Genomic DNA, 20,647 nt, shown 5'->3' with positions numbered 1-20,647 from the left:
GTCTTTGGCCGCGGCGATTGGAACGTCTATTCAGCCAGATTCATTGGCGTGTCATCGCGCTGCTTCATGATGGCATCAATCTGGCTGGTCTTGACCCGGTTGTTCGGTCCCAGCAGCAACGCCGCATTGGCTTCGTGCGGATCCTGGTCCCAACGAGAGATGATCGACAGAATCGCATCGGCACGTTCGGAGTCGGTTCCCAGGGGTTCGAGCTTCATGTCAGCTAGCCCGGGGAATGTTTGCAACGAACGGCGCGCGATCAACCGAATGGCCAGATACGGATCGTTCAAGACTTGAGCCAGGTAGATCGATTGCCAGTCGTCGCCAGATGCTTCTTGAGCCTCCGACCATCCCATCGTCCAAGCCGCCAGCGCCCGCTGTGCGGCGTTCCCCTTCAGGAGCCAAAGAATCGACGCTGCAATTTCCGATTGGTCCGCATCCAACTTGGGAGGATCGATCGAATACCAATCCTGCAGATGGTCCGCCGTCCATTTCAGCGTCTTGTCCAGGTGGCACTGATTGCACGCATTGGGCCGGTCCGCAGCCAATTCCCGCTTCAGGTCAGGACTGGTGATGGTGTGATTGCGAATCGCCTTGAGCAAGCCATACGCCGTGTGGGGCATGTGGCAGTTGTAACAGTTCGATCCCGATGAATCCGCCAGGTGATGGGTGTGCGCCGTTGAGTACTGCTGCTGATCGTGGCACTGGACACAAGCATCATTTCCGTAGAAGCCCGGCTTCAACTGATCGTTCGCCCATTCCTTTTCGCTGCGTGTGTCATCGGCCGCCTTGTGAAGTTGATGGCATGACAAGCAACTCATTTCACCTTGCTGGAAGCAAGCCGACTGTTCCATCGACGTGTACTCTCGCCCGGCCACGCGCACAATACCGTCCGGATAGAATGTTCCTCGATTGGTGCTGACCACGCGGTCGTGCATCGACTCGTTGTTCAGCAGTTTCTCCATTTCCGGGCTGTGAAGTTGCCAGATGTCGTAGGCCTCCCTCAGGTCGGCGCCCGGTCGGAACGTGCCACCCTGGACGTTGATTTTGACAAGGTCGCCTTTCGGGGTCAGCACCGAATGACATTGGCCGCAGACTTGCGAGGATCGGACATGCGGCAGGTTTTCTGGATTCACGATCGGGTCGCTGGATGGCGATTCGGCCGCGGCCTTTGCTTCAGCAAAATCGCGATGGTAGGCGATGTGTTGTTGGCCAGGGCCGTGGCAGGCTTCGCAGCTGATTCCGAACTCAGCCGTTTGCGTGTCCCATGACAGGTCGGTCATTTCACGTTCTTGCGGGTGCGTGGAATGACACTTACTACAACTGGCGTTCCAGCGTCCGATTTCGTGCGAAACGCCGGCCAGCGTTGGTTTCAAAAACGCGGCCGACCGGGGGATCCATTCCTGCGAATCCTTCAGGAAGACGAACGGCAAAATGGCCAAGGTCCGGCGGGCACCGACTGGGAACCAATAGGCCTGCATGTGATGCGAGCCGGTCGTCATCACGATCGGTCGTTGAACGCGCTTGGACGCTTCGGGGGTACCCGGGATCGCCGCGGGATCGAGCATTTCTACCCAGCACACCCCGTCGGCTTCTCGCAGATGATAGTCCTGTCCGTTGTGCGACAACTTCACGTCATCGAAGTCGCCCAAGACCACCTCGGGATTGGCCACCTGCGTCATGGTCCGATGGTAGGAGTCGAACCAGGTCGCGTGATTCTGGAGATGGCATTCGCGACACGCATCCGAGCCGACATAGCCGTGATCAGAAACCTCGATGGGACGAAATGCCGCGAGCTTGGCTGCCGTCGGTAATTCGTCCTCCTTTGCGGACGCCATCGCTTCGGGTTCCAGCGTCTCCGGCGCTGATGGGGTCGGCGCCGGCACCACCGGCGCGACCGCGGGCGGCAGAGCTAATGCAACAAGGCCGACCACGGCGACGGGCACCAGCAGCGCAGCAAGCAAGGAACGCTTGATCCACCAGACAAGCCCTCCGCACACCAGCCCCACAATGAGACTCAAACCGATGACTGCTCCATTCATGCGTGTATTCTACCTTCTGCCGAAATCGTTGCACCGCTGCTGCGGGGGGGTGCGGCGAGTTTGAAATATCGGGCGAATTGTGCTTCCGAAGTCGCTCTGTTTGAAAACCGGTGCAAGTCGCGTTGCTGCCGTCGCGAGGATTTCTCGGTCACAGTTTGAAACGCCAAGTTCATGCCTCGCCGCGCCCTGTTTCGCGGGCTACTGAATGTTTGGATCGTCCGCCAAGGTACCGGTCGACTCGAGCATCTGAATGATTCTTTTGGTGACGTACAGTTTGCCACCTTGGGACAGGTGGATGTGATCATCGATGAAAAGCTGCTGCTTGTTCATTCCATCCATTTCACTTGCCAAGTCAACGAGTGGGGCGCCACACGCGTTTGCCACTTCGCGGACGATCTGGTTGTAGCTTTGGTGCAACGGAACCAGCGAGCCTGCGTCCGCAACTTCCCCTGACTGAGTCAGATACGGCGGAATGCCGAGGTCGAATGCGTGTGGAGCCGTGAAGTACCAGACGGCGACGTCACGCGATTCGCATTCTTGGCAGATGCGGGCAAGATTCTGGCGATAGTCGTCGGGTTCCACTCGCATCACGTTCCGGTCGTCGCTCGTCACCCCTCCCAAGGCGAACGCCGTCAGCTGGACAACACGAAGTTCTCGCAGCGCATCGACCACCGCAGACGTTTCCGCGTTCTGATTCTTGTCTTGCCTTCCGCGGGCAAGCCAATGATCGTTCCATCCGAAGTACACGGTCACGAGATCGGGGGACCAATTCAGGACTTCGGATTCCAGTAGGCGTCGCCCCTGAAAGGATGTGTATCCGATCACCCCAGCATTGATGACCTCAAACTGACCGGGGGCCATTTCGTCCAGATACACTCGCAGCATGTCTGGATAGGAATCGGGGCCGAAGTGTGTGCACGAATCTCCCAGACAGACGATTCGGAACACGCCCGGCTGCTTCTCCACGTTGAACTCGGGGCCGTAGAAGCCGTGCGAATTGTGGTCCATCACGCCGGCCCGCGGTCGCCAAAACAAGGTGTCGTCGCGAACGAGGAACGGTTGAGGCGCACTTTTGTTGTAGTCATCGATCGGAAAGGTGAACGCCATCCTCTCGACGTTCAAATTGGCTCGGAATCCCGACAGCCGGAGCAAGAGTTCAATCGAGCCAAAAAACAGTAAGACGGTGATTGCGCTCAACAGGATCCTTCGCCGGAGCGGGACTGCACGGCGCGAAGGGGTGCTCTGGGGCGTCTGGTTAGCGGAAGCAGTCGATGGCATGCAACGGATTCGAATCGGGTGCGGAGGAACTCATGATACTGAATTTGGGACGCGGAGCGTCGTGCCGTTTTGCCTCATCCTCCCGCTCGGAGGTCGTGCAGTCTTCCGCGCCAGACAAAGACGTGCTTTTCTGAAATTCACCCGCTCTCCGGGAGGGTCAAAGGCGAGGCACGAGCCTTGGGTGGGCGTCTTGAACAACTGGTGAAATCAATGACTTCGGACGTGCCCTCCCCGCGTCGTCGCAAGCTCCTCCGCGACCCTCCCGGAGGGAGGGTGAAGCAAAGCTGCACGAACGGAAGAGTGAACGTTGTTTGCGAATGTCTGCCTTCCCGCTACCACGAGTCCGTACGGGGGAAGGGAGACTTGGGTTGGGGACATGCCAAAAAAAACCTCGCCCACAGATAGCGGGCGAGGTCGCGAATATCGAAGGGTTGCTTCCAACCTGGCGGTTGGCGGTCAACCTTACTGGTTAAACGATTCCTGGATGGTTTCCGAGGCGTCGCGTGTGCCCAAGGCACCCCACAACCCGTAGGGACTTGCCGTTCCGGGAACAGAAGCGACACCGACCACGTCGGAACGTTGGACACACACCGTCGGCAGCGTGGGATCACCGCCGTCGATGCTTTCCGTGACGAAGACCACGGCACCATCACCCATCAGCACGTGAGCGCCACCGGAGTGGCGGCTACCCGCGGTTGAAATCACGCCGGAGTGGTTCCCGTCGTTGTTGGCATCCACGCAATTCGCATTGTTGGGTGGAAGGATGGTGTGGAACGCGGTGTAGTAGGCCCGCGAATCCGCCCAACGCGAATGCTTGGCTTGCGACAACGATCCACTGACGGTTGCCGTTTCGTCATAAAACGCCGGGCGCTCCGGATCAATGTGAGCGCCTGACTTACACAGAGACGGCTGCAAGATGGTGTTGTTGTTGGCACCAGGAGCCCGCATCTGGATGTTTCGCACGAAGTCCGCTTTGACCTCACGCTTACCGCCCGAAGTACAAACTTCACCGGCAGCCACGGTATTGGAAAGTCCATCCAGAATGTCGCGGAACTTCATCGCATTGCGATTCCAGAAGAATCCACGCTGAGCGGCACGGGCACGTTCCACGGCCCAGTTCTCGTTGAAGGCCGATGCGTCGTTGTTGCCAAATTGTCCAAAGTCATTGACACCGCCATTGTTCGATCGGTCAACGGCATCGCCGAGCGAACACGCGTAGTTCGTTCGAGCGAGTTGACCGGCAGCCTGAGACTTGGCGGGGTCACTGGGGCAACGGAAACCGGGTACCTGCGTCACCCAGGGAATGTAGGTCGTTTGCCAGGGGCAAGGACCCATCGGCTGCCAAACACCGCCTGTCGCTGCCGGGGTTCCACCGTTGGCCGTTGCCTGGCTGGGGTTGGCGATTTGTTCCCACAGCCCTTGCTGTTCCATGTAGGGCAGAATCGGGACCAGCCAACTCAGAAACAGTCGATTGCAGTCGTTGGTTGGGTTGGGGGTCGAGGGCGATCGCTGACTCCCCGTGCCGTTAATCGGCAACTGCTTGTACGAGCTGTGATAGTTATGAATCGCAAGCCCAATTTGCTTGAAATTGTTGCTGCAGGACATTCGCCGAGCAGCTTCGCGAGCCGCCTGAACAGCCGGCAGCAGCAGGCCAACGAGAATGCCGATGATGGCGATGACGACCAGCAGCTCCACCAGTGTGAAACCAGGTCGTGACGAGCGAGCTCTTTGCATGTGAGACTCCTAAGAATAGCGAGGCAACAAATAGTGAGCGGGAATCCGCCACTAGAAGGCAATTAGGGTACCCTTTAATCGGTCTCAAATGGGAGACAAAATACCTCAATTTCGTCCGGCAATGCTCAACCGGGTATTCGGACGGCGTTTAAAGGACGACTTTTCTTTAGCATCGCCGCATTGTCACAAGCTCCTGCGCTAACATGCCCCCCGTAGGTCAGTGAACAGAAGTGCACGGCCTCCATGCGGGAGCCCTGAAGGCTATTCGCCCCGGTTCGCACGGGCGTCGACAGCCGTCCCGGACGACAGAGTCGAGGCTTCGTTTGGGGCATGCCAAAAAAAACCTCGCCCGCAGATAGCGGGCGAGGTCGCAAATATCGAAGGGTTGCTTCCAACCTGAGACGGTTGGTGGTCAACCTTACTGGTTAAACGATTCCTGGATGGTTTCCGATGCGTCGCGTGTGCCTAACGCACCCCACAACCCATACGGGCTTGCCGTTCCAGGGACAGAAGCGACACCGACCACGTCGGAACGCTGGACACACACCGTCGGCTTCGTCGCATCACCGCCATCAATGCTTTCGGTGATGAAGACCACGGCACCGTCGCCCATCAGCACGTGAGCACCTCCTGAGTGGCGGCTACCCGCGGTCGAGATCACACCGGGATGGTTCCCGTCGTTGTTGGCGTCCACGCAGTTGGCATTGTTGGGTGGAAGAATGGTGTGGAACGCGGTGTAGTAGGCCCGCGAATCCGCCCAACGAGAGTGCTTGGCTTGCGACAACGATCCACTGACGGTTGCCGTTTCGTCGTAAAACGCGGGGCGCTGCGGATCAATGTGAGCGCCTGCCTTACACAGAGACGGTTGCAAGATGGTGTTGTTGTTCGCACCAGGAGCCCGCATCTGGATGTTCCGGACGAAGTCCGCTTTGACTTCACGCTTGCCGCCCGAAGTACAAACTTCAGCTGCGGCAACGGTGTTGGAAAGTCCATCCAGAACGTCGCGGAACTTCATCGCATTGCGATTCCAGAAGAATCCACGCTGGGCGGCACGGGCACGTTCCACGGCCCAGTTTTCATTGAAGGCCGCGGCATCGTTGTTGCCAAATTGCCCGAAGTCATTGACGCCGCCGTTGTGAGCCTGGTCCACCGCGTCGCCGAGCGAACATGCGTAGTTCGTTCGAGCGAGTTGACCGGCAGCCTGAGACTTGGCCGGGTCACTGGGGCAACGGAAACCGGGGACTTGCGTCACCCAGGGGATGTAGGTCGTTTGCCAGGGGCAAGGACCCATCGCCTGCCAAACACCGCCGGTCCCTGCCGGAGTTCCACCGTTGGCCGTCTCGCGGCTGGGGTTTGCGATTTGTTCCCACAGACCTTGCTGTTCCATGTAGGGAAGGATCGGAACCAACCAGCTCAGAAACAGTCGGTTGCAGTCGTTGGTGGGGTCAGGCGTCGATGCCCGGCGCGCGCTTCCGGTGCCGTTTTGTGGCAACTGCTTGTAGGAGCTGTGATAGTTGTGAATCGCAAGCCCGATCTGTTTGAAATTGTTGCTGCAGGACATTCGCCGAGCAGCTTCGCGAGCCGCCTGGACAGCCGGCAGCAGCAGGCCCACGAGGATGCCAATGATGGCGATGACGACCAGCAGCTCCACCAATGTGAAACCAGGTCGCGACGAACGAACTCTTTGCATGTGAGACTCCTGAGAATAGATAAACATCAATACGTCAAATTGAGAGCGGAAACCCGCCACTAGAACGCTATTAGGATACCCATGGACCGGTTTTAAGCGGGAGAGAAAAAACCTCAATTTCGTCCGGGAATGCTCACTCGGGTGGGGCCGTGTAGTTCACTCGAGGGGGTGGTCTCGAGTTGGTTCTACAGGGCTAGTTTTGTCCACTTGCCCGGTGTCTCATTGGAGCCGGTTCAATGCCTCGGCGGCTCGTGCATCCGCGGGGTTAATTGTTAAAGCCCGCTGGTACTGCTCGATCGCCTGCTGACGCTTGCCGGAGTACTCCAGCGCCTCACCAAGCTGGTAGTGGATGCCCATCAGGCGGGGATCCAGGATCAGGGCATTCTGGAAGCATTGGGCGGCAAGATCGGGCTGTCGGTTCATCATGTAGGCCCGGCCAAGATTGACGTAGCCTTCGGCCATTTCCGGAAACTCGTCAATGGCATGCTGCAACATCCGGATCCCAGCTGGAAGGTCGCCCGCCTTGCAGGCGGAGATCCCCATGTTCATGTAGCAGCTGGCTTGCAGTGAGCGTTCTTCGTGAACGTGGATATTGCAAAAGATGCCGGACAGCAGCAGGACCACCGCAGCGCTGATCAATCGTCGCCGCTCTCTCACGCAGGCGATCAGGTCGGCGACACCGGCCGCGGCAAACGGGATGAGCAGAATCGCGATCGGGTTGCGGTATCGACCTAGGATAAAAAACAGCACCACCGCGGCGATCATCGTTACCAGGAGCAGGTAGAATAGCCACAGCTGTCGCCAGTTTCTCCGAGTCGCGATCAGTCCCCAAATCCCCAGCGGGCACAGCGTGCCAAAGTGCCAAATTCGGCTCAACTTCAACGGGCCGGAGTACTCGCGAAAGATGTACATGCTTTCGACATCGGGTACTTCGTAGCGATTGAAGACCATGAACGTCTTTGCGACCATCAGTTGCACCCAGCGGCCCGGAGCCTGTCGGATGTCTTCCCAGGCGCGCGACATCCAAAACTTGGAGACTTCGCGAGCGGATAGTTCGTGGCCCACCGTTTGTTCGGCCAAACGTTCCGCATCGGCCCGTTCGTACATCGGTGTTCCGCGACCGGGAATCAAGGGCACGTAGATGCCGTTGGCTTGTCGGTTGTTGCCGATGTAGAAATTGGGGCCCGCTTGAAAGGTGGTTGGCGACCACTCGCCGCCAAGTGACGCGTTTCGCGCCGCGACGGGCAGCAGGATCACGGCAAGGCCACCCGCGTAACAACCGACCAGTGTCCATCGGCGCCATTTCGCGTCGCGCAGCCCCAGCAAGATCCAAAGCGGAATGATCGGGGTCCACAGCAACGCATTCTCTCGCGTCAGCACCAGCATGCCCAGGGAGACCCCCGCCAACACGGCGTGCCACCAGCGTGGGTCCTTTTGCAGATAAGCGCAGGCAGTGAGCACGAGGCACAACAGGAAAGTCGCCAGGGCGGCTTTTTGAATGATGCCGTCGTAGTAGATGGCCGGCGGATAGGCGGCCAGCATGAGTGCGGAAACCAAGCCGACTTTCTCGGAAAACAGTTTCCGACCCGTCAGTCCGATCAAGGCGACGCCGGCAACGCCCAGTATCATCTGAACCAACCGGATCCCGGTGACGCTGGGGCCGAAGATCTTGATCAGGACGGCCAGGAAATAGGGGTACAGCGGAGCCTGGTAGAAGGTCTCGGTGCCATACCAATTGCCGTCGCTGATTCTGACGGCCCAGTCAAAGTACCCCCTGGCGTCCCCCAACAACCGAATCAGTGTCGGGACTTCAATCGTCTGCAAGACGTGGATGAAGCGCAGAAAAAAAGCGAGCCCACAAATGCTCGCTAGGAGAATCGCAAAAGAAAAGCGATTTGGAATTGCCGTGTCCGCCGAGGCGACCTCCGGATTCGTTGGCGCTTGACGGGCTGTGTGCAATCGATTCTTGCGTCTAGCCATCAAAGCGCCATGCGTTTTACGCAACCATCAGCGATGGCCGACTACTGCTGGATTTCCTCAACTGCGTTCATTTGCTCTTCGTAATCTTCCATTTCTTGTTGGATCTCGGCGTCCGTCCGAGTGTCTTCGATGACTTCGTTCTCAGAGCCGCAGCCGACGACGGAAATCGAAAGGACGAAAAGGCTGAAAGCAAACATGACTGAGCCGACCAAACGTGACATTGCAATTGCTCGTTCGTGGAAGAAAGGGGGGCAAATCAGCAGGAACGCGATATTCTTTCTCAACTCGGCCCGCCACGCAAGTAGCTCGAGCTCAATTTGCTCCTCAAACGGCCTCGGTCGATAGGCCCGCTGCGGCTCTCTCCGCGGTCGCATCTTGGGCTTCCGCCAACGGCTCGACGCGGGACAGTATTGGTGCTTTCGCATGTCACCCGGTCAGTGCCTCGGTTCCTCCGACGAATCACCGACACGGCCGAGACGCCCAGGGGCGGATCGAGGGCGATCCCGGCAGGGGTGGGGCGACGCGCATCAAAGTCTCTTTTGGAGGAATCAGCGGCGTGTTGTCTGCCAGAAGCAACGGCGTCGCTTGTCATCCAAAAGGGAAGCGGGTCAATTACGGTGGTCCGAGCATCCGGCTGTGCCCTCAATCCGAAGCATGCAAGGGATCGCGATGGGAATCGTTTACAAATCGATGAAGTCGGTCTGGCGTCGTTTCTTTCCCGATGCATTGCATGGCTACGTCTTCGGCGGTCACAACTTCTTCTCTCGGCAGTTGCTTGCCGCGAAAGTTCGGCTCGAGCGGACCGCTTCCCACAACGAGCTATACGACGAGGTGTACTACCGACGCCAGGATCGGGCGATGCTTGTTTCGGCTTCTGGAATCGCCGATTCACTGGTCGAGCATTTTTCCGTCGATTCCGTTTTGGATGTCGGTTGCGGCAGCGGTGCGGTGATGGCAGCCCTGCGTGCCAACGGGGTTCGGACGATCGGGTTGGAGTACTCACAGGCGGCGATCAAGATCTGTCATGAGAAGGGGCTCGAGGTGCATGAATTCGACATCGAGGGTGCACCCCCGCGAGACCTTGGAGAATTCGGTTTGGTATTGAGCACCGAAGTTGCTGAACACCTGCCCGAGGACTGCGCCGATCGATACATCCGTCTTCTGGCCGGGTACTCTTCGCGGTGGATGGTGATCACCGCAGCAACCCCGGGTCAGGGCGGAACGGATCATGTCAACGAGCAACCTCATTCGTATTGGATCGAAAAGTTTGAACAGGCGAACGCAAGATTCTGCCCGGAGCTCACAGAAACGTTGCGTGCGGATTGGCAGCAGCGAAGCGTCGATCGTCACCGGGCCAGCAATGTGATGGTGTTCGAGCTTTTGAAACCTTGAATCGCTGGACAACGCCACGTTGGGTGAGCCACGTTGGGTGAGCCGCGTGCCGCTAGCCGCGGGTTTTCTCGCCTCAATCGGCGGCTATCGCCTTGCCGCTCATTGCACTGCGAATCACGCTGCTTTTGGCTGAAAGTAACGCTGTTCAGTTAATCCCTGCAAGTTCGAGCCGATGATCCGAATGGTCGCAACGACGGATGCGGGGCGGATGGAGTTGGTTTGTTCGAATGCGGAACTGTCGATCTCGATGCTAGATGCTGTCGCCTTCGCGGCGCCCGCCGCCTTGGTCGCCGGGGCGGCTGACGATGTTGTTCAGGAAGCTGTCTTTGTTGACAGGTTTGCCTGAAAGGATGTCCTGTTCGGTGATCTTGGACAAAAAGATAGTGTGCTGGCCGATGACGCCACGCCCTTGGTCGTAGACGATGTAGATGGAACCGTCTTTACCGAGCGTTGCCGAAGGGTAACTGATTTGGCCGTCGTCACACAAAAGCATTCGGTGTGGAAACGTCTTGCCATCGTCTTCGCTCAAGAAAGCCGTCATGCGCGTGCGAGTCGTCTTGTGCTTCGTGAGCTCGCGTTCGTTGCCGTGCTCGTCGGTGAAGTAGTATTCTTTCTTGCCGCTTTCCTCTTTCATTTGGACATCGTTTGCGACAAGCAACACCCTTCCCGATGGAAGTGTCTTGAGAATGCATTTGGTGTTGATCGAAAACTGCATCGGGTAGTATCCGCCCAGCTTCCATGATTTGCCGCCATCAAACGATTCGGCGAACTTTTGTCCTTTCCTGGCGCGGTAGAAGGTGAACAGACTGCCGTCTCTTCTGAGGATGGGCATCTGCTCCGCAAAGACCGCGTCATTATCGACCGGAAATTCGGAAACGAAGATTGGCTTGCCGTCAACGTCTTCCTTCAGAAAGCGGATTCTCACCTTGTCAGGTTGTCCGACAAGTTTGAAGTCGTCCATCGAACGCATGATCGTCCCGTCAGGAAAGACCAGTGGCTTCATGACGGAAATGTTCTTGTTTCCCAGCAGTCGCGGTTCGGTCCAGGCGGTGTGCTCGTTCTCCGGGTCCACCATGGTGAACTCCCACGCCGAGGTGGCAAATTCGTCTTTGCCTTTGAAGTCGATGTTCCTGAGGCCGATGAAACGAATGTTTCCCTGGGGATCTTTCCACAGCATCGGGTCGGAGGCGCCTCCGCCGAGAAGCTCACTGGGGTCAAAGACAAAGACTTCTTTCCAAGTCTTGCCGTCGTCCGCCGAGGTCGAGATGACCGAGAATTGATCCTTGTGGTACGGCGCGCGTTCGGCTTGGACGTTGGATCCGAACCAAGTCGCCCAAAGTCTGCCGCCCTCGGAGATCTCCACCTGGGGGCAGCCCTGAAAAAGTCTCAGATTGATGCGATGCTTGTGGTAAGGCGGCTGTCCCTGGAAATTGATCTTGGTCAAGGACGGCGGCGTCTTGCCGGTGATTCCATAAGGAAAAGTTTGCGACACGTCATCGGAGGACGGCATCGTTGTGTCGCCCAGCACGGATTCCGGGTCCACGGTTTGGGCGAGAAGACTTCCAGCCGCTCCGAACAGCCAGCTGGTGATCAGGCCGCAAGCAATGAAAGTAGCGGCCATGCGGCGGATGTGCTCAAGTTGTTTCTGCATGATGATTCATTTTCTTGCCGACGGCGGGGGCTGTCGGCGTCGCGACTGGAGTCATGGGTGGGGTGTGGCCGGTGTCGCAAACCACCAGCCTCATTCGCGTCTAATTCGATTCGGCGTCGTCCTTGCGAAGGTCGTAGCACACGAGTGCGTCATTGAGTCGAATGACCAAACGTCCCCGGCTGAATGCCGGAGTGCTGCAGCGCAACGGACCGGAAAGGATCGCATTCTTCTGCCAGACCTTCTCAGCCTTCGCACGGCCATCCTCTTCCTGCTCCAAGGCGTCCATTTGCAGCTTTTCCCGCAAGTCCGTTTCCGTGATCAAGCGACCGTCGGAATCGATTTTGGCTTCGTACAGCTTTTGATCGTCTTTCGAGTCGGCCGCAAACGCCAACACGCCCTCCCAGGCAAAGAGCAGTTGATCGCCGACCACGATCGGCGACGTGTACTTGGGCGTGGAAATCCGCAGGGTGGTCTGCCAAATGCGGTCACCGTCGTCCAACGCGACCTTTGCTAAACGCTTCTCGCCTTGAACAAAAACGTTGCCCTTGGAAACAACCGGAGTCGACCCCGAGTCTGCCGCGCCGCGAAACTGCCAGAGCTGCTTCGGTGCGGCGTCGGTGTTCAGCTGGAACGCGGTCAACCCATTTTTGCGGGATCCGCCGTAGGTCAGCAGGATGTCTCCTGCGACAATCGGAGAGCTCCGCTCAACACCCGTCTTTAGCTCCCACAATAGCCGGCCGTCGGCCAGCGAGTAGCCGACCGTCCGTCCGCCGGCGGTGTTGCAGACGGCGACGGAGTGTTGACCGTGCTGCCAAACGGCTGGGCTGCTGTGCGACGGGAAATCCGCTTCCGCCTGGCCGTTCCACAGGATCTCTCCGTCGCTGAGCGACAGAGCGAAGAGCGGACCGCATGCGATCAAAGCGACGCGGTCGTGAACCGCAAAGGAGCTGGCGAAGAACTCGTCGTTGAACTCGCCCGGCAAACGCTGTTGCCAAAGCAGTTCACCCGTCGTCGCGTCGTAGCAACAGGCGATGCGCCCCGATCCAAGAATCAAGACCTTGCCTTCGGCGACGCATGGAGTTCCGGACTGGGTGAAACGGGTGTAGTCGCCAGATGATTTCTGCTCCCAGGCGAGTTCTCCCGTTTCCAAATCCAGGCACACCAGCCGCTGTTCGAACTGAAACGCGTTGGCCCGCCGTCGATCTTCGGCCCGGCGCTTTTCCTCATAGGCCTCGTATTCGGCATCGCTCATTCCGGTGCGATTCTCGGGTGACAGCCAAGGGTACTTCTTCTCGCCCGGATCGGCGGTTTTTTCTTTGGTGTGGGCATACACAAAGACCTTGCCATCGCTGATCACGGGCGATCCCCAACCGCCGGAATTCCCGCCCGGCAACCCATCGAACCTCCACTCGGGTTCCAGGCCATCGCGTGGCAAGGATGCAACCAATTCATCGGACTCGATGGCTCCCAGTCGATTTGGGCCGCGCCACTGAGGCCAGTCGGCGTGAGCAGAGAAAACGGCCGGCAGAGCGAGACAGCCAGCCAGAACAACTCTCGTCAGCATGATTAGAAATCCGATAGCGCCATGGTGGGGGGAGCGTGATGTGCCAAAGATCCTGGCGCAAAGAATCTTACTAAACTGCCCCGCGGGTCGCACAGAATTGCACCTTCCGAGTCTTGTTTCCATCAGAATGTGGGGCCTTGCTGCGAGAGCTGGCGATCATCCTCGATCAAGAACAGCGGGCGGATTTGAATTAGCAGGACATCGCCACCTTTAAACAAACACCTTCAAACCAAAACACGGTGATTTGCAGTGCAAAGGGCGGCACGACGCTGGCCGCCGGTGGAGGCGAGAAGACCCGCGGTTAGCGCCACGCGGATCACCCAAAGTGGCGCTGTCCAGCAAACCGGTTCCTGGCTCCTTACGCGACGCCCGCTGCGGCGTTCTCGGATCGGATGTTCGGCCGCCGGCTGTGCCGTCAGTAGCGCCAGCCGGCCTGGATCAAGAAGGCGTCGCCGAAATCGATGTCTTGGTCGTCACGCTCGTATTCCAGACGTCGTCCCAACGCGATGCCGGTTTCGGCGAAGCAGCGGCCGCCTCCGTCGACCAATCGCTCGACGCCCATCAGCAGCCGGTAGTCCCGGAGCGAGAGTTCGTCCGGCTGGCCGTTTGCCCGCGTCACGGACCATGTGTTGCCGCCCAGCCCGCCGGATGCGTAGGCCCAGATTTCGCTCCGCCCGCCATCTTTTGCAAGACGATAGCAGCAGCGGGCGAGTGGAAATCGCAGATCAAGTTTGCTGCGCGGCGTCGGCGTCCAAACCACCCCAAAAGCCGGCAGCACCGGAAGGTCCGCGCGCCCCAACGCGACGGCTCCGGCGGACAGCGTCAGCCGCTGCGGGACGCATTCCCAATTCAACAACGCCAGGGCAAACACGCGAACGGCGTCCTCACTTGTCGTCAAATCACTGCGGTAGGAAGGAGACACGACGGTCAAGAACGACAGCCGCTGACGGATCGGGCGGCGGTAAAAGAATTGGCACTGAAAGTCGTACAGCGATTCGGGAACGTCCAGTGAATCGATGGCGTCGATCCAGTCGACGCGAACGCGCGGTTCGATTCCCAGGATCGAATCAAACCCGCCCAGCGGAATCCCCGTTCCGACAGACAGTTCCAGAAACGACTGGTTCAACGTCCGGTCGTCGAACTCGAAGATCGCACCGCCCCCGATGGAAACGTTTTGCAATGCCTGCTTTTTAAAACGTTGCAGTTCGATTTCTTCGGCCTGCTGCTGATCGATCGCCGGCATGGTGGGGCGGGGCGGATTCGTCAGGCGCTGAGAAACGAGCGCGGGGTCGTCCGCGGCGTGGAGCGAACGGGAAACCAGCAACAGGATGGAAAAGATAGCGGCGCGCATGGCGGAAAATGCAAGTTCAATCGGAGCTGAGCCTGCTCCGGGTGTGCAAACAGGACCCGTTGGAGTTGCCGGCATTCCTAGCATTTTCTCCGCGCTGGTCGCAAGCGAACCGGTGAAACCCAGCGTGAAACATCCGACCGAGTCGACCTGCAAGAGCAGTCCCTGAGACGCAAGGCGTTTGCGGAGGTCGGACCGGCATGTGGCGCGCGCCGCTGATCGGGGGCGGTCATTGGTGGGAATCGTGAGGTCCAGGTGTCGCTTGTAAGACCGGCGGCTAGCGCCTTGCCGCTGACAGGAGGCGGTCTTCTGAGCGCCTCGCCGCTGACCGGGGTCGGTCTTGTGAACGTCGTGCCGCTGACCCGGGGGCGGTGTTGTGAGCGGCAAGGCGCTAGCCGCCGGTGAAGTGGCGTGAATGTCACTTGCCGCGGTCCATTCGGTCTTGAGCTTCCATGACGTACGTCACTGCTCGCTGCAGATCATCATCCCGGTCAATCAAGATGATGTCTCCCCCTTTCGTCCAGACGCGTTGCCGCGTCATGGGGTCTCGCATTCGTCGCAATGCGGTGGTTGCATTCGCCTTGAATTGATCTCGCACGCGTTTGGGGGTGACGCAAGCGGTGACGACAACGTGCACGTGATTGGACCGAACGGAAACGGCGTGCAATTCCCAGTTGCGAATGGCAGCATGCTGTCGGATCCGGTCGTTAACCGCGATTCGCTGGCGAGGATCCAGGAATACTGCAGGTTCCTTGAGCCGATTGCGACACCAATCCGCTAACAACGGCTGTGGCGGTTGCTCGCCGGTTTTCCGTTTTCGCCATCCGCGGTAATCACCCGGCAGCCAGGTGCCATAGGTCGTCCAAGTGATGAAGAGCGTGAAGGGGTCGCTGTTCATCGGACCGGCGGCTAGCGCCTTGCCGCTGACTGGATTGGCCATCGGCAACTCCTGGGTTATTGCACTTGTTCGGTCATTGGTGGGAATCGTGAGGGCAGGTGCTGCTGGTAAGACCGGCGGCTAGCGCCTTGCCGCTGACACGAGGCGGTCTTCTGAGCGCCTTGCCGATGACAGAGGGCGGTCTTGTGAGCGGGGCTAGCCGCCGGTGATTCCTTGTTGTTGCGTGGCGTCAATCATTCGACGGGGTCCAGCACGGGACGGTGGGCCGGGATTTGGGATCGAAAGTCTCCCAGACTTTGCCAGTGCAGGGGCTGATTCAAATCGACCTCGGCGATCGCAACGGTTCCCCAGGTCTCGGCGCGGGCCAACACTTTCCCGCTGCGGCTATAGATTGCCGACAACATCCAGTCGGCGCTGACATCGGTGTAGGTGCTCGAAACCAGGCACACGTGGTTTTCGCAAGCGCGAGCGGCGGCCAGCAGCGGGTTGCATCCCCAGACCGGCCAGGCAATGACCTCGGCGCCGCGGTTGGAGAGTTCACGGGCCACTTCGGGAAAGAAGCCGTCGTAGCAAACCATCATGCCGACCTTGCCGAAGCGGGTGTTGAACACCGGGTATTCATGTCCCGGCATGATCCCGCCTTCGATTTCGCCCCTTGGTAAAGCGACCTTGCGGTATTTCCCGATCAATTCACCCTCGGGCCCCAGCAGCACCGCGACGTTGTAGATCAGGTGCCGATCGCGTTCGAGCAGGCCGGCGACGATGTAGGTGTCGTGCTGCTTTGCCAACTGGGCGAAGTAGTCGCTCGTCGGCCCCGGAATCGGTTCGGCCGCATCGGCGTACGTGCCACCGGATCCGTAGTACGTCAACGTTTCCGGTAGCACGATCAAATCAGCGTCCTGCTGGGCCGCTTTCGCAATCAGCGGGGCAAACTGCTCGCGTTTTTCCTTGGGGGTTTTGCCTTCGGTCGGACGCAAGTGAACCGTTGCCAAGCGAACCGGACGGGGCGGTCGAGTTTCGGCAGCGGTCAGTGTGGGGAGCGTCCAGCGCACCGATGAGCCGGGAGCACCCCAGCGGAAATGCAGTTCGATCGTTGCCTGGGTGGCATCGGGTGGCGACTCATAGACGCCTTCCAGTTGGTCCCAGCCGTCCTCGGATGATGTCACGGTCGGAAACTCGGGCTCGGCGCGGGGGCGTTCCCCGCTTCGATACGAAAGATCGCTCGGCCGAGCGCGTCGGACTTTCTGTCCGGCGTCGTTCAACCAAATGATCCGGGCAATCGCCGTCCTTCGGGGCAGCTCAATGCCGTCTGTCTTTCGGTTCACTGCAAAGCGGTACGTTGTTCCGCCCTGAATGGGGAGGGTTTTGTTCCAAGACCCCGACAAGCCCTGGCGATCGTCGGCCTGGATGATCAGCAAACCATCCGCGGATGCTTCACCCGGTTCCCACGCGAACTGCGGCCGAATCTCCTCGCGAGGTGACACGGCGGTCCATCCCGGCGGAGCTTTGATGTGGGCGGCAACCGCGGCCGACTGACAAAACACCGTCGCAGCAAACAGCAATCCCCATTTCATCTCGACGAGTCTCCGTATTGGAAAGGCGGTGGCAAATGGATGCGTGCTGGAACATCGTCCTGGGCGGCACGCGTTGGAATCAACCTGTTGGGACGGCATCCGACATCCGTCAAACAGGATCCACCGCGCGGTACGCTTCGATTACGGCACGTTCGCCCTCCGGGCCGGGCATCGAATTTCCGTGCTCCATCCCCATGATTCCCCGATAGCCTTTTTCGGCGATGTGGGCGAAGACGTTCCGGTAATGGATCTCGCCGGTCCCCGGTTCCTTGCGTCCCGGGTTGTCACCGCATTGGAAATAGGCGATCTGTTCCCAACATCGATCGATGTTGGGAATCAGATTGCCCTCGGTGATCTGTTGGTGATAAATGTCAAACAGGATCTTGCAAGATGGACGTCCGACGGCCCGGCAAAGCTGGTAGGCGTGAGGCGATTCCGACAGCAGCACTCCCGGATGATTTGTCTTGGTGTTCAGCGGTTCGAGCACCATGACCAAGCCATGCGGCTCGACGGCATCACAGCAGCGTTTGAGGAGTTCGACGCAATTGGCGGTCTGGTAAGCGAGCGGCAACTTTGGGTCTCGGAGACCGGGGACGACGGTCAAGTAGGTCGCGTTGACGCGTTTCGCCGTCTCAACCACGTTGCCCATGGCCGCCACGATGCCGTCACGCACCTCCGAGTCGTCGCCCGCGAAGTTCACCGCATTCCACACTCCGCGAAGTGCCGAGATGACGCCCATCCTCATTTCCAGACGCTCCATCTCTTGGGCGATTCGCCGTTGTTCTTCGATGCTTCGATCCTTCATCGCGTTGTCTTCCCAGGCGCGGAAGCCGTGGTCGGCGGCGAAGCGGAGCTGGTCCAACAGATCTTTTCCGGCCGTCTTGGCAAACATCCCAAAGTGGGGTGCGAAATTCATCGAAAAGGGTTCGGAAGTGTCGACGCCTGAATTGGGCTGAGCGATGCTTGGTGAGGCAAGTAACGAGCTTCCGGCGAAGCTTCCGGTCAAAGCAAAAAAGTCACGTCGTCTCATGGTGGGCGTTCTCGATTCGTGGTCGTGCGGTTTTGCTTGACCCGCCTGTGCGGGAGGGACGCTCGCAATTGAGAGCAGGAGCTGCGAAGCTGGTGTCGGTCGGGTTCGACAGGCTGCCTGCCAGCGTTTAACGTAGTCTAATGGTGCATCTAGCGGTCAATGTTATGCAAAGGCACTTCACCCGCCCGCGAGCGGGCGGGTGAAGATTGTTCGGACTTGCGTGGGAGTGAATTGCTGAGATGACATTTAGCAAGGGACCCACCACTGTTGAGGGCGGCACCCGGCCGCCCCGCAAGCATGCCATCGGCACGATGTCTTACAAGCAAAGGCGACAATGAGCGGTTACGGCGAAGAGTTTCGGATGCGAATTTCAGTGACGGGCGCCGGTCAGCGTGTTCTCGCTCGCGTGCTTTTCGTGTTGGTCTTGGTCCTGCAGGGAATACCGGCCAGACCTCTCGCGGCCCAGTCGCCCGAGAGCCAGTCGCCCGAGAGCCAGTCGCCCGAGAGCCAGTCACCCGAGAGCCAGTCACCTGAGATTGGGACGCTGGCGGAACGCAAAGCGGACGCCGAGACGTTCTTTCGTAAACGTGTCACTCCGTTTATCAAGACCTACTGCCTGGAGTGCCACCAGAACCGGCGGCCGACGGAGGCCGGCGTCAATTTCTCTCCCGCCCTGAAGAGTCCGGGGCATGCTGCTTTCAGCGAGCAGTGGAAAAAAGCGGCCGCCAGGGTGAAGGCTTACGACATGCCGCCGGACGGGATCGAGCCGCCGTCCGATGAAGAGCGGCAGATGTTTTTGCAGTGGCTGGGCAAGGTGAAGTACCTCAGCCCCAAAGATCCGGGGCCGTTTGTCATCCGGCGGTTGACCAAAACGGAATACGGCAACACGCTGCATGATCTGTTCGGTGTCGATCCGGCGATCACCGACACGCTGCCAGACGAAGTCAGCGGCGAGGGGTATCTCAATTCACTCTCACCGCTTCAGCTGGAGCAATATCTTTCGATCGCCGATGACGTTTTGGATCAAGTACTCGCAGCGGAAGACGCGCCGCCCACGGAGCTCCAACAGCGATTGTTTGGCGAATCGCCGGTGCCCGGGGCTGACCCTCGCACGGCGGCGCGAAAGGTTGCCCGGTCGTTGACTCGAAAGGTTTACCGTCGCCCGGCATCCGAAACCGAAGTCGATGTGCTGGTGGACGTGTTCGACCTGGGTCGACGAAACGACCTGTCCTATCCGGCGTCCTTGCGTTTGATGCTCAAGGCCATGCTCGTTTCTCCGCAATTCCTGTTCATCACTCCGGCTGAAGAACCTGCGGCACAGGACGAGATTGTTTCGCTGGACGATCATCAACTTGCCTCGCGTTTGTCCTACCTGCTATGGGCGACGATGCCCGATGAAGAGCTGATGGGGCTGGCCGATTCCGGCAAGCTGCACGAGCCGCAGGTCCTTGAGTCGCAAGTGAAACGCATGCTGCAGGATCCTCGTTCCCGCGCTCTGTTTGACGGTTTTGGTGCCCAGTGGCTTGGGCTCGGGGATTTGCAAAGCAAGACCTTTGACGCGGCAAAGTTCCCGCAGATAACCGGTTCACTGCGTTCGGCGATGTATGACGAAGCGCGTCTGTTCTTCGAGAGTGTGGTGCGGGAAAATCGCAGCATCGCCGAATTGATCGACAGCGATTACACGTTTCTCAACCAGGAACTCGCGGCAATCTACGGGCTGGAAGAGACGGTCGCTGGAAACGAGATGCGAAAAGTTCAGCTGGCCGATCGAAATCGCGGCGGGATTCTGGGGATGCCCGGAGTCCTTGCGGCAACTTCCTTTCCCAATCGCACCAGCCCCGTCAATCGTGGCGTGTGGGTCCTCCAGCAGGTACTGGGAGACAATGTGCCGGCGGCCCCACCGAATGTTCCTGCACTGGATAAACAGGATTCCCAGTCCGTCGAGAATCTGACGCTTCGCGAACGCACCGAATTGCACCGCAGCGATCCCGTTTGTGCCAACTGTCATCAGTTGCTCGACCCGATCGGGTTCGGACTGGAGAATTTCGATGCCATCGGCCGTTGGCGTGATCGGGATGACAACGGTGAGTCGATCGACGCCACGGGGGAACTTCCGGGCGGCACGCGTTTCTCCAGTCCCGAAGAACTGAAGGCCATGATCGCCGGACGGCTGGATGACTTTTCTCGCAATCTGGTGGAGGAGTTGTTAGCCTATGCTTTGTGCCGAAAGCTGGAGGGTTATGACGAGATCGTCGTGGATGAATTGATGCAAGATCTCGTCCAGGACGAGTATCGCATGCAGACGCTGATCACCGCCGTGGTGACCAGCTATCCCTTCACGCATCGTCGGCACGCGGAGTAGTTCGAGACGTGGCAGACACGCCCGTGTCCGCCCAGACGACTCCGACCTCACCGCACGCTCCCCACCGCATCCACCGACCGCCGGTCTCGACTGGTGGCCGCCCA

At 59.0% G+C, this 20,647-nt stretch carries 14 protein-coding genes; 2 read left to right on the top strand and 12 right to left on the bottom strand.

Going from position 1 to position 20,647, the window contains the following annotated elements; all coding sequences use genetic code 11:
* Positions 1-26: 26 nt before the first annotated feature.
* The 6 genes from FYK55_RS15245 to FYK55_RS15220 form a co-directional block, all read right to left on the bottom strand.
* The gene (locus FYK55_RS15245; protein ID WP_150077303.1) at positions 27-2,042 is read right to left on the bottom strand and encodes a multiheme c-type cytochrome; all 2,016 of its coding nucleotides are present in this window, start codon (positions 2,040-2,042) and stop codon (positions 27-29) included.
* Positions 2,043-2,240: 198 nt separating this feature from the next.
* A complete protein-coding gene (locus FYK55_RS15240; protein WP_161604527.1) occupies positions 2,241-3,239 on the bottom strand; it encodes an SGNH/GDSL hydrolase family protein in 999 nt (332 codons plus the stop codon).
* A 543-nt stretch (positions 3,240-3,782) separates the two neighbouring features.
* A complete protein-coding gene (locus FYK55_RS15235) occupies positions 3,783-5,054 on the bottom strand; it encodes a DUF1559 domain-containing protein (protein ID WP_150077301.1) in 1,272 nt (423 codons plus the stop codon).
* Between the two features lie 418 nt (positions 5,055-5,472).
* On the bottom strand, positions 5,473-6,744 hold the full coding sequence (locus FYK55_RS15230; RefSeq protein WP_150077300.1) for a DUF1559 domain-containing protein: 1,272 nt from the start codon (positions 6,742-6,744) through the stop codon (positions 5,473-5,475).
* A 219-nt stretch (positions 6,745-6,963) separates the two neighbouring features.
* On the bottom strand, positions 6,964-8,568 hold the full coding sequence (locus FYK55_RS15225; protein WP_235908715.1) for a tetratricopeptide repeat protein: 1,605 nt from the start codon (positions 8,566-8,568) through the stop codon (positions 6,964-6,966).
* A gap of 197 nt (positions 8,569-8,765) precedes the next feature.
* The gene (locus FYK55_RS15220; protein WP_150077298.1) at positions 8,766-8,945 is read right to left on the bottom strand and encodes a hypothetical protein; all 180 of its coding nucleotides are present in this window, start codon (positions 8,943-8,945) and stop codon (positions 8,766-8,768) included.
* 433 nt (positions 8,946-9,378) lie between these two features.
* On the opposite strand from FYK55_RS15220, the gene FYK55_RS15215 reads away from it, so the two are divergent.
* Positions 9,379-10,116: a class I SAM-dependent methyltransferase gene (locus tag FYK55_RS15215; protein WP_161604526.1), complete on the top strand. Its 738-nt coding sequence runs from the start codon at positions 9,379-9,381 to the stop codon at positions 10,114-10,116.
* Positions 10,117-10,366: 250 nt separating this feature from the next.
* Here FYK55_RS15215 and FYK55_RS15210 read toward each other — a convergent pair whose 3' ends face one another.
* The 6 genes from FYK55_RS15210 to FYK55_RS15185 form a co-directional block, all read right to left on the bottom strand.
* A complete protein-coding gene (locus tag FYK55_RS15210; protein WP_150077296.1) occupies positions 10,367-11,767 on the bottom strand; it encodes a sialidase family protein in 1,401 nt (466 codons plus the stop codon).
* A 100-nt stretch (positions 11,768-11,867) separates the two neighbouring features.
* Positions 11,868-13,331 carry a PQQ-binding-like beta-propeller repeat protein gene (locus FYK55_RS15205; RefSeq protein WP_161604525.1) on the bottom strand — a complete coding sequence of 488 codons (1,464 nt, stop codon included), beginning with the start codon at positions 13,329-13,331 and terminating at the stop codon, positions 11,868-11,870.
* A 415-nt stretch (positions 13,332-13,746) separates the two neighbouring features.
* A complete protein-coding gene (locus FYK55_RS15200) occupies positions 13,747-14,682 on the bottom strand; it encodes a hypothetical protein (protein ID WP_150077294.1) in 936 nt (311 codons plus the stop codon).
* Between the two features lie 415 nt (positions 14,683-15,097).
* Positions 15,098-15,619: a transposase gene (locus FYK55_RS15195; protein WP_150077293.1), complete on the bottom strand. Its 522-nt coding sequence runs from the start codon at positions 15,617-15,619 to the stop codon at positions 15,098-15,100.
* A gap of 191 nt (positions 15,620-15,810) precedes the next feature.
* Positions 15,811-17,151: a carbon-nitrogen hydrolase family protein gene (locus FYK55_RS15190; RefSeq protein WP_150077292.1), complete on the bottom strand. Its 1,341-nt coding sequence runs from the start codon at positions 17,149-17,151 to the stop codon at positions 15,811-15,813.
* Positions 17,152-17,260: 109 nt separating this feature from the next.
* On the bottom strand, positions 17,261-18,067 hold the full coding sequence (locus FYK55_RS15185; RefSeq protein ID WP_235908714.1) for a hydroxypyruvate isomerase family protein: 807 nt from the start codon (positions 18,065-18,067) through the stop codon (positions 17,261-17,263).
* 475 nt (positions 18,068-18,542) lie between these two features.
* On the opposite strand from FYK55_RS15185, the gene FYK55_RS15180 reads away from it, so the two are divergent.
* Entirely contained in the window at positions 18,543-20,543 is a 2,001-nt protein-coding gene (locus FYK55_RS15180; RefSeq protein WP_150077290.1) for a DUF1592 domain-containing protein, read from the top strand.
* Positions 20,544-20,647: the final 104 nt, after the last annotated feature.

Source organism: Roseiconus nitratireducens (assembly GCF_008629675.1).
Classification (GTDB): Bacteria; Planctomycetota; Planctomycetia; order Pirellulales; family Pirellulaceae; genus Stieleria; species Stieleria nitratireducens.
The sequence above is the reverse complement of the archived record's forward strand: the minus strand, read 5'-3'. Positions and strand labels throughout refer to the sequence as shown.